Origin of the sequence: Campylobacter ureolyticus ACS-301-V-Sch3b (assembly GCF_000413435.1) — a bacterium.
GTDB classification, from domain to species: Bacteria; Campylobacterota; Campylobacteria; order Campylobacterales; family Campylobacteraceae; genus Campylobacter_B; species Campylobacter_B ureolyticus_A.
In genome coordinates this window covers 1-9,883 of sequence record NZ_KE340328.1, presented here as the reverse complement: position 1 = coordinate 9,883, position 9,883 = coordinate 1, and the positions used below count along the sequence as shown (strand labels likewise).

The following is a 9,883-nucleotide window of genomic DNA, read 5'->3' as shown; positions in this document are numbered from 1 at the left end:
GTTTCAAAATCCATAGGATCAAATTTATACAAAGAGATGATATTTCAAAAATAGCCAGTGCCGTAGTTTCAAAATCCATAGGATCAAATTTATACTTCAAAACTGTCAAATGATGGATTTAAGCTTTTAAGTTTCAAAATCCATAGAATCAAATTTATACTTTGAGGAGTTTTATCAACTGATGTAGGAATGTCTTGTTTCAAAATCCATAGGATCAAATTTATACAATTCTTAGCTATAATTTTTATCAAACTTTATAACGTTTCAAAATCCATAGGATCAAATTTATACCCTTTCTTCTTCAAGGCGATAGCCGTTTTTTTGCGTTTCAAAATCCATAGGATCAAATTTATACTTAGTTGTTCGCTAGTTAGATTCATTGCTATTCCTTAGTTTCAAAATCCATAGGATCAAATTTATACTTTATAGTATTCTTTTTCATCATCATCATCAAAAGTTTCAAAATCCATAGGATCAAATTTATACTGAAATAAAACCGTCATTAGGAAAATCAAATCTTTTGTTTCAAAATCCATAGGATCAAATTTATACCTAATGGTGTAAATATGGAACAACCTACAACAAGGTTTCAAAATCCATAGGATCAAATTTATACGTAGTTTTATACCAACCTTATATCGCAACTACACAACGTTTCAAAATCCATAGGATCAAATTTATACAAGAGAAATTTATTTTAGCGATTTTGATGAAAATGAGTTTCAAAATCCATAGGATCAAATTTATACAGATAAAAACTAAGGTAGAAAGTAAGAATGAAAAAAGTTTCAAAATCCATAGGATCAAATTTATACAAGAGAAATTTATTTTAGCGATTTTGATGAAAATGAGTTTCAAAATCCATAGGATCAAATTTATACAGATAAAAACTAAGGTAGAAAGTAAGAATGAAAAAAGTTTCAAAATCCATAGGATCAAATTTATACTTTCATAGATTTTTTGATATAATTCAGTATTATTGTCGTTTCAAAATCCATAGGATCAAATTTATACGTTTTTGGAGATGATAAAAGTGCATTTGTTTTTTGTTTCAAAATCCATAGGATCAAATTTATACAGCAACCAAACCTCCATATAAAAGCGGTTGTTGCTGTAAAATTATAAATTATTTTCCTTTAAAATCGCTGAATTTATAAAAATAAAAACTTGAAATAAAGCTATATCTAAGTTTTAGAAAACTTAATTTTTACTTTAAAATAACTTTTCACTAAGAGGCATTAAAATAAATTTTTCACAAAATATAAAAATAGCTCAAACCTTTGAGCTTAGCTCACAAACTTATAATTTAGGCTGCTGTTTCAATATATAAATCAACCAAACCGCTTAAATCTCACCCACAAAGCCCTCATAAGGATAATTTTCACAAATACACTTTTTTATCCTGTTTGCCTCACGCCTTATGATTTGCCTATATGTAAGGTTTTGTTTGCCAAGACTTACAACAGAGGTTAAAGACTTTATCATATTTAACTCTATTTTTTGTACTGCGTCGTTGCTAAAACGAATCCGTCCAGCATTTGTTTTAAAATCTTTTGGTGTTATTTCTTTTTTATTTAGCATATTAAAAATCAAATTATCCCCAATAAGTGGCTTAAAAATCTCAGCTAAATCAAGATGCAAGCTAAGTGAGCGGTAGTTTGGCTCATGCAAGAACGAAATCCTAGGATCAAGCTCGGTTTTATAAATTTCACCTAGACAAACATTATAAATCCGCGTGTTTACATAACTTATAAAAGCGTTAATCTTATCTGTTGGTGGACGTTTTGAACGGGTTATAAATTTAAAGCTTTTTTGATCTTTAATAATTTCATTCCACTTTTGATAATACTCTTTTGCAAAAGCTCCCTCACATGCCATAATTTCTGCAATAGAACTTGCCTTATCAAGCGCGTTTAAATATTTCTGCGTTTCAAATTTGACCGCTTTTTTTATGCAGTTATTTGCTGCATTTTTCATCCTTGCTCTTGTAATTTCTTTGGCAATCGCAACTCTTTTTATCTCATCATCAAAACTTCTTAGCTGGTTTAAAAAGACAAAACCACTTTTATTTACGGAATTTGGCGAGTTTGGGTAGAAGTTTCCACGAAAACTACCGTGTGCGCTAAAGATATGAAGCAAGATATTGTTTGTGCTTAAAAATGACATCGTGTAAGTATCTAGCTCAACTTTTCCCAAGATGTAAATTTCATCGATGCTATTTATCGGTAAAATTTTAGTGTCTATAACTAAGTTTTGCTCATCAAATTTATCAAAATAAATGTTGTTATCTTTTCGGTAGAGTTTTCCGTTGTTTAGTATAAAATGTGTTCTATCGTTTTTCATATTAGCTCCTTAGCTAAAAAGCGGCTCGTTTTTATCGATTCCAATGACCTCTCTTGTTGTGTAACTTGGCTTTTCAAAAGTATAAATCACAACCGAGTCAAACTCATCATAGATTAATTTTTTAAGCATACCTTTAAGTTTTATCAAATCGCTTTTTCTAATCTCACCTTCAAATACACTAAATTGCACTCTTGGAAGGTATTTTTCGACAAGTTTTCTTACTTTATTTGCATTCTTTTTTGCTTTTTCATCACTACTTGATATATCATAAAACAAAATCACATACATTTTACACTCTAAAAACAGTAGTCATTATAAGCGCAGTTTTTACAAAATTTAGTTTTTATAGCTTTTGGTGGCAAATCAAGACTTAAAAACTCACTCATATCAGATAAAATCCGTTTCATAAAATCAAAGTTTTCATCACTATCGTCTACGGTTATAGCGGTTTTTGCGCTTACAACTTTTCCATAAACCTTTTTTAATCCTAGTGCGTTTTTAAGAGTATAGATATAAAAAAGAAGTTGCATTTTTGCAGCATTTTTATTTTTTAAAGTTTTTTTATATTCTGTTATTTCATAATGCCCTTTTTGCTTTGAAACTTTGTCAAATTGCAGATTTGAGTATGGAAAATCATCTAAATTTTCTTTTAATTCGGACAAAGATTTGCCAATCAGCACATTTTCATCATCTTGTCTTGCGTGAATTTTTCTTGAGTAAAGCCACGCTTCTCTTTTACAAGTTGCATAGTAGTTTACAAGTGTGCCCGAGATCTGCTCTTTTGGAAAGCTCATGAAAACGCCTCTTCTTCTATTGTTAAATCCGTTGTAAAGCCAAACTCTTTTGTATAGTTTTTAAAACCAAAATTAAGTATATATCTTCCAAATATCTCTTTTAATTGTAAATTTTCGATTAGTTTGTGATTTATGTTTATGGTTTGATTTAAAAGAGTTTTTTCCAAATCTTTTATCTTTGCTAAAGCTTCAAATTTATCATCATACGAGTTTAAAATATTATCTCTTTTTTCTATAAACTCTTTAAACTCATCTTTTCTTTCCTCTATAAAAACCGAAACTTTCCATGGCTGTTTTGGCATGAAATTCGCTGTAAAATCACCATAAATTGTGGTAAATTCAAGTTTTCGCATTTTTTCATTAATTTTAGTGTGAGTTGTTTCATCTTTTACTCTTTTAAAATACTCCTCTAAAATTTCAAATATCTCATTTTCATAAATGCCATTTTTTAGGCTATTTTTTACAAACTCCTCTTGTAAGTCTATACCATGATATGGAAGTTTTTTATCTACATTTTCAAACTCCAAAAAATCAAAAACAAAACACTCACTTATTTTACTCTTTATACCGTTTCTATTTACACGTCCTGCCATCTGTACTATAGAAGTAAATGGAGCAAATTCTCTAAACCCAACGCTAAAATCAAGATCAACTCCAGCTTCTATAAGCTGCGTTGCGATAAGTTTAACTGGCTTTTGCTCTTTTAGTTTTTTAGATATTTCTTTAAGTAGCTCTATTCTGTGCTTTGACATTTGATGAGTTGTAAGAAGATAGAGATTTTCATCTTTTTTAAGTTCTTTATATATAGCTTGAGCCTTTGCTATGGTATTTACAACACAAATCGTACTTTTAGTTTGCGAGTTTAATACACAAACCAAATCTTTGATATTTTTTATCTCATCAAAAAATGAAATTTTATATCTGTTTTGTTTCGACTTGTAAAAGTCACTTTCTGAAATAATTGTGAAATTTTCTAAATTAAGATGTGGCATTGTTGCTGACATAATTATAAAATCTATATTATAAATTTTACCAAACTCATTAAACACAAACGCTAAATCCTGCAGCAAAACTCTAGAGATGTTTTGAATTTCATCAACAATAATAACGCTATTTTTAAGAGTTTGAAGTTTTAAGTTATCTTTGTTTGAGTTTGAAAAAAAGATGTTTAAAAGCTGATTAAAAGTAGTTATGATAAGTGGCTCATGCCAAATATCTGCTAAAAATATCTTTTTAGAAAACTGCTCTTTTTCATCATCGGTATATTTTGATAGGTAATGATATTTTAAAAGACCTAAATTTTTAGGGATAACTTTTTCATATTCTAAAAAAGTCTGATCTATTATAGAAGTAAATGGAATAGCTGTGATTATGCGTTTTTTAGGCTTTTGTGTGGCAATTTTTAGCGCAAGCTCAAGTGCGATATATGTCTTTCCAATGCCAGTTGGAGCTTTTATTATAAATTTATCTTTGTCTTTGTTGGCTTCATAATTTTTAAATATAGTTTTTCTTGAGCTGTTTTTATAATCATTTGGTGGTTTGTTTGAAATTTGTGCGTGTATGTTTTGGATGATATTTTCACAAATTTTGGACGATATAAAATCCAAGCTCTTGTAAGGCTTATCAAAAATAGCTTCAAATTTATCAGCCAAAATCAACTTTGAATATCTATCTTTAAATTTAAAGAAATTTTCTATTTTAAAAAAGTTTTTTACTTCGTCCAAAATGTCATCAAAAAAGTCGGCAAATTCGTATATTTTATCTTTTTGTATAATCTCTAAAAAAGCTTTTGAATCTGCTGCTTTTAAAGATGAGGTGATGTTGCTTATCTTTTCATCTGAGTTTAAATTATTTTCTATGCAGGTAAGGTAATTTAGCATACTTTCAAAATTTTCTAAATTTGAGTGGTGTTTTAAAATAGCACATAAATTTATAATAAAATCAATATTTTTATTATCTTGCATAAAAAAATATATATAAGCACTTTCCAAAGAGTGCGTTGTTTTTAGTCTATTTCGTTCTTTTTCAAACTCTTTGTTAGTGGCAAAATTTTCCTTTTTTAGCGTGATGTATTTTTGAAAATTATCTGATTGCTTAGCAAAATCATGATAAAAAGCACACTTTGCAAACTCTTTATCATCAAAACTATCTACTAGATTTTTAATATGGTTTTTATACTCTTTTTTTGGATGAGAATAAAGCATCACACAAACCTACAAAAATATTTTCCTTCGCTTGTTAAAATTTCATAAGCTTCTATGTTTTTAGCCGTTATTTTGCTATTTGAATGGACTAAATTTATAGATTTTATAGGAGAGCGTTTGTGGTTAAGCTTTGTCGTAATGAGAGTGTTTTTATAAAACACATTGTCATCAAACTCAATACTTTCAACCAAACTTTGCTCTAAAAATGAGTCCAAGCTTACAAAATCAAATTTCTTCATTAAAAAACTCTTAAGCGGCAAAAAACTAAAATTTGCACTAAACTCGCTATTGCCCATGTATAAATTATATTTTAAAAGACGGCTTTTTAAGCTTTTTACAATTTCATCTTCAAATTCAAACCCATCTATAAAAATGGTAAAAGCTGGATTTATTAAAAGCTCTCTATTTATTGGTTTTTGTGGTGCTTTTGTATCTCTTAGACCATCTTTTATCGCTTTAAAATTTAGCATTTGCAAGTTAGCAAGATGTGAGTTTGTCTTTTTAGTATAGTCATTTATGTAATTTTGCGAAAAACTCTTTTTTGAAGTGCCGCTGTTTATAACTACGCTATATTTAAAGCTATTAAAGCCATCATCTTTTAAATACTCATCTATACCTAAAATCGCAGCCATCATACCTGCAACGGCTGTTTTTGGAGGGAAATTTAAAGTTATATTTTGACTAATCGTCATCGGATCTTTAAAAGCTCCAAATTTACTCCAAATTTTAAAAGCAAACATCACATAACTTTCATATCAACTTTTTCTAAATCTTTAAAAACACTAAGCTTTTCTTTTATGCTTTCATCATAGTAAATTTCTATTTTTTCTATCTTTTCATCTGCTATTTTTATCGCTTCTATAAGCTCATCGAAGCAAATTTCACATTCGTCAAATTTTCTAATATCATCAGAATTTTTATTTTTAATACTGATTAATTCATCAAGAAGCCCTATAACATAGGTATCATTGTAAATTATTCTAAAAAGTGCTCTTGGTTTTTGGCCGATTTTACTTCTTGTATTTAAAAGTTTTGTTCCATTCCACATAGAATCAATCATCTCGTTTATATCATCTTCGCTTGCATTTGATTTTTTTGCATTTATAGAGTTTATGGTTCCATACATCGCAAAAAGTGCGTAAGGCAAGTAATTATCGGTTCTAAAAGTTTTATTATTTTTTCCATCTTTTCCAAATGCTCCAGTTCCTTGACTTAAAATAGTCTCTGTTTGATTTAAGGATTTTGCCCATGAAAATTGAACCGCACCAATTATTTGAATATTCTTGCTTGGTGCAACTCCGCCAAAAAGCCTATTATCAATACAACTTAAAAAACTTCCTTAATATCTTTTAAATTTGATGATTTTTGAAGCTCGTTAAATCTTGTTTCTGCAGACTGAACAGTTTCTGGGTTATTTACAAAAATAGTTTTATTTTTTCTATCTTGTAAATCATCTCTAATTGTTCTTTTAACTCTAACATCGCTAACTATAGCTTTCCTATCGGTTTCATCAAATCTTGGCGCATTGTCATTTAGCATATCACCGTTTGGATTTGTCATCTTTGCATCCCAGATAAAAAGTAACTCACTATGCTTTGCTATCATCATTAACTCCTTTGCTTGGATATTGTTGTTTAAATTTTTTGTAATCGTTAAAACCTCTTAAAAAATAAAACGATACTTCGCTATTTCTTAAATTTGCATTTTCATTGTAATTTGAAGTAATCAGCTCTGAAAGGTCGCTATTTCTTGCACTTTCAAGTTTTAGTTTTCTTTCAAATTCATTTGCTTTATTAAAAATTTTAATCAAATTTGATTTTATAAGTTGCCTATTTGAGAGCCATTTTTTAAATGTTTCATTTTGTTTTGAAATTTCAGAATAATACGAACTATCAATAATAGCTTTTGAGTAAGCTCCTACTAAATACGCAAATTTAAAATCATCTTGTATATTTAGATTTTTAAAATACTCTGAGAAAAGTTCCATTCTAACCCCTTTTTATCGCATTTATACTATCTAAAAACTTTATAGCTCTATCTTCATTTTGAATAAAATTATCACTAAACTCAACCCACTCTTTTATATTTTTATCGTTTAGCTTTTTTTTGTTTTTAAAATCAAATTCTCTAAAATGTTCAAATTTATCCAAAAGTTTTGAATACTCAATCTTTTCATATCCCAAAAGCAGCTTTGCAAGATATATTTTTTCTTGCAATATTTTATTTTTAATTCCTTCATTTTCTTTTTTATTCAAAAGCCTATTAAACTCTTTAAGTGATCCTTTTGCTTTTCCAAAAAACACAAAAAGTTCGTATGTCGCGAAATAATCACTAAGATACAAAAAACCATCTTTTTTCTTTCCTATAGAATAATAATCGCAAACTTTTTGTTCCATCATCTTTGCTCCCACATCTCTTATCTTACTTGGCAAAAGGTTTTCTATACTTCCAAAAATTTTAACCGATAAATTTACTTTATCTATAAAAATAAAATATAGATCAACATAACTTGATCTTATCGTCTCCAAGTCACCCACTTCTTTTTGAAGTTTTCTTATCAAAATATCTTCTTTTGAGGCTTTATCTTCTAAGCTATAAGTTTTTTGTGCTTTTTTAAAACTATCTAATATGATTTTATAAGCTTTCTCATCAAATTTGGCTATTGATGGAATTATTATATATTCAAGCTTTCCATGATAAAATTTAAGATTGTTAATGATATACATCCAACCTTTTTTTATGTTTGATGCACTTTTTTTAGAAAGTGGAAGCTTAGTTGTTATTTGCTCTTTAAATTTATCATGATAATTGTCAAATGTAAAAAATTTAACATCAGGATTGTATCCACAAATATCTTCTTTTTGAGTAATAAAATCAACACCTTTTTTAAATTTTGTTTTTGAGTGTACAAAAACAAAATTTTGGATAAAATTTGTTAAAATTTCAGGCATTAGCTCTCTTATGGTTTTTCCGTTTATTGTAAATATCAGCAAATAGTCGTTTTTAGAAAAAGTTTTAAACCCAAGTTCGTCTTTTTCATAGTTTTTTATATATTCAAAAACAGGTTTTGCTAAATTTTGATTTTGCTCATTTGCAAAAACCAGCACCGATTTTTCAAAAGTTGGAGCTGTATTTTTAAACTTTTTATAAAGATCATCCTTTTTTTGATAGGTAAAATTCGGATAAAGATAGAAATATCCACTTCCTCTTCCCCCAATCGCTTTTGTAAAAAACGTATTTAGTTTATCAAGTGAAGTTTTTGTAAGAGTTGGCTTTTTAACAAGAGTTTGATTGTTTACGCTAAAATTAACACTCAAAACCGTATAACTTGATGCATCAAAATCAGTTTTTAATAAACTTATAAAATCATCATCGCTTACTAAATTGCCGATATTATGAAGCTTTTGAACCAAACTCATTTCAAGCCTTTTTAAAATTTCAAGAATTATAAATAAAAATAAATTTTTTGTCAAATTTTATTATAATTGCCTTTTTAGCAAGGAAATCTTGTAGATTTTGAAATTTATAATATGTTGTTAGCCTTGCTAAATTTTATTATTTTATAAAAAACTAGACTTTAATTTCTTCTACAAATCCGCATCCATAACTCATTACTCCTGTTCCAAGACCCGTAGATAGTGCTAAATTTATAAGCTCGTTACTAGCTTTTATATTCCAAGTTGCAAGCCAAGCTTTCATATAATTTACATTATTTCCATAGTAGAATTTTTTGTAATTTTCAAAGTCTTGTGATAGTAGAGTTATCTCACACTTTTCATTGTATTTTTTACCATAAAAAGTTTCGTATTTTTGAAGTAGGTTGTTTTTCATTATCTCAAGATGTCTGGAGTCTTGCGGTTCAAGATAGATTTTTTTATTTAAAAGGCTTTTTACATTACAAACTACATATCCATTAAAATTTATTTCAGTTTTATTTGTGTTGTGATCACTTAAATTTACGCAGGTATCAACAAGACAAATTTCTCCAAGCTTTAAACCATTTTTTAGTAGCGATACAGCTACTATTTCTTCAAGTTCTTTTTCCAAAGCACTAAATTTAATTGTCAAAAGACCATTATATAAACTAAAACAAAAATTTGTTTTTTTAAATATTTTGCCACTACTATGCTTGTAGCCAATATGCTCAGCTACTGGCAGATTTGCATAAAAAAAACCTTGAATTAATTTTGACAAGCCTTTATAAATTTTAAGATTTTTTGAATGTATTTTACTTTCTATTTTTAACATATTAACCCCTTTAGAATAAAAAAAACATTATATCATTAAGAATTTAAATAACCATATATATTAAAAATAATACTTATGTTTGTATATAAAATTAGTATTGCAGTTAGATACACATATAGCATATATCTAAATAAACACATAAACAAGATAAGATAAACAAGCAAATAAATAAAAGTCTTTAAGATTTAATTTTACTAGATAGATTTTTTAAAATAAACATTGTAATAAATACTGGATAAATTAATAATTAAAAATATATAGTTAGTATAAAAACAAAGTCCGCAGTGACCTACT

Annotated in this window: 10 protein-coding genes and 1 CRISPR repeat array; all 10 genes read right to left on the bottom strand. The window is 27.8% G+C overall.

The genetic code is table 11. The annotated features are described in order from the left end of the window. Positions 1–1,078: a CRISPR direct-repeat array (repeat unit 30 nt; unit sequence GTTTCAAAATCCATAGGATCAAATTTATAC). A gap of 266 nt (positions 1,079–1,344) precedes the next feature. The 10 genes from cas1 to HMPREF9309_RS07310 all read right to left on the bottom strand — a co-directional run bounded on the left by cas1 (position 1,345) and on the right by HMPREF9309_RS07310 (position 9,589). Continuing rightward, the gene (gene cas1 / locus HMPREF9309_RS07350; RefSeq protein WP_016647304.1) at positions 1,345–2,343 is read right to left on the bottom strand and encodes a CRISPR-associated endonuclease Cas1; all 999 of its coding nucleotides are present in this window, start codon (positions 2,341–2,343) and stop codon (positions 1,345–1,347) included. 9 nt (positions 2,344–2,352) lie between these two features. Beyond that, positions 2,353–2,631 carry a CRISPR-associated endonuclease Cas2 gene (gene cas2 / locus HMPREF9309_RS07345; RefSeq protein WP_016647303.1) on the bottom strand — a complete coding sequence of 93 codons (279 nt, stop codon included), beginning with the start codon at positions 2,629–2,631 and terminating at the stop codon, positions 2,353–2,355. Between the two features lie 8 nt (positions 2,632–2,639). Beyond that, on the bottom strand, positions 2,640–3,137 hold the full coding sequence (locus HMPREF9309_RS07340; protein ID WP_016647302.1) for a CRISPR-associated protein Cas4: 498 nt from the start codon (positions 3,135–3,137) through the stop codon (positions 2,640–2,642). Continuing rightward, entirely contained in the window at positions 3,134–5,341 is a 2,208-nt protein-coding gene (cas3, locus tag HMPREF9309_RS07335) for a CRISPR-associated helicase Cas3' (RefSeq protein WP_016647301.1), read from the bottom strand. The genes HMPREF9309_RS07340 and cas3 overlap by 4 nt, the downstream gene beginning before the upstream one ends. After that, the gene (cas5, locus tag HMPREF9309_RS07330; RefSeq protein WP_016647300.1) at positions 5,341–6,081 is read right to left on the bottom strand and encodes a CRISPR-associated protein Cas5; all 741 of its coding nucleotides are present in this window, start codon (positions 6,079–6,081) and stop codon (positions 5,341–5,343) included. The genes cas3 and cas5 overlap by 1 nt, the downstream gene beginning before the upstream one ends. After that, complete coding sequence (locus HMPREF9309_RS07325; RefSeq protein ID WP_269208094.1) at positions 6,081–6,611, bottom strand: type I CRISPR-associated protein Cas7; 531 nt, start codon at positions 6,609–6,611, stop codon at positions 6,081–6,083. Before HMPREF9309_RS07325 ends, cas5 begins: the two co-directional genes overlap by 1 nt. A gap of 56 nt (positions 6,612–6,667) precedes the next feature. Next, complete coding sequence (locus HMPREF9309_RS09230; protein ID WP_016647298.1) at positions 6,668–6,946, bottom strand: type I CRISPR-associated protein Cas7; 279 nt, start codon at positions 6,944–6,946, stop codon at positions 6,668–6,670. Continuing rightward, positions 6,930–7,328 (bottom strand): hypothetical protein, encoded by a 399-nt coding sequence (locus HMPREF9309_RS07320; RefSeq protein WP_016647297.1) that lies wholly within the window; start codon positions 7,326–7,328, stop codon positions 6,930–6,932. Before HMPREF9309_RS07320 ends, HMPREF9309_RS09230 begins: the two co-directional genes overlap by 17 nt. A gap of 1 nt (position 7,329) precedes the next feature. Further along, a complete protein-coding gene (locus HMPREF9309_RS07315; RefSeq protein WP_231370854.1) occupies positions 7,330–8,814 on the bottom strand; it encodes a TM1802 family CRISPR-associated protein in 1,485 nt (494 codons plus the stop codon). Between the two features lie 97 nt (positions 8,815–8,911). Further along, on the bottom strand, positions 8,912–9,589 hold the full coding sequence (locus tag HMPREF9309_RS07310) for a CRISPR-associated endoribonuclease Cas6 (protein WP_016647295.1): 678 nt from the start codon (positions 9,587–9,589) through the stop codon (positions 8,912–8,914). Positions 9,590–9,883 lie beyond the last annotated feature (294 nt).

What these genes read in the sequence shown, in the direction of transcription:
- cas1 (WP_016647304.1), bottom strand. Translation starts at nt 2,343, where the DNA reads ATGAAAAACGATAGAACACATTTTATACTAAACAACGGAAAACTCTAC.
- cas2 (WP_016647303.1), bottom strand. Translation starts at nt 2,631, where the DNA reads ATGTATGTGATTTTGTTTTATGATATATCAAGTAGTGATGAAAAAGCA.
- HMPREF9309_RS07340 (WP_016647302.1), bottom strand. Translation starts at nt 3,137, where the DNA reads ATGAGCTTTCCAAAAGAGCAGATCTCGGGCACACTTGTAAACTACTAT.
- cas3 (WP_016647301.1), bottom strand. Translation starts at nt 5,341, where the DNA reads ATGCTTTATTCTCATCCAAAAAAAGAGTATAAAAACCATATTAAAAAT.
- cas5 (WP_016647300.1), bottom strand. Translation starts at nt 6,081, where the DNA reads ATGTTTGCTTTTAAAATTTGGAGTAAATTTGGAGCTTTTAAAGATCCG.
- HMPREF9309_RS09230 (WP_016647298.1), bottom strand. Translation starts at nt 6,946, where the DNA reads ATGATAGCAAAGCATAGTGAGTTACTTTTTATCTGGGATGCAAAGATG.
- HMPREF9309_RS07320 (WP_016647297.1), bottom strand. Translation starts at nt 7,328, where the DNA reads ATGGAACTTTTCTCAGAGTATTTTAAAAATCTAAATATACAAGATGAT.
- HMPREF9309_RS07310 (WP_016647295.1), bottom strand. Translation starts at nt 9,589, where the DNA reads ATGTTAAAAATAGAAAGTAAAATACATTCAAAAAATCTTAAAATTTAT.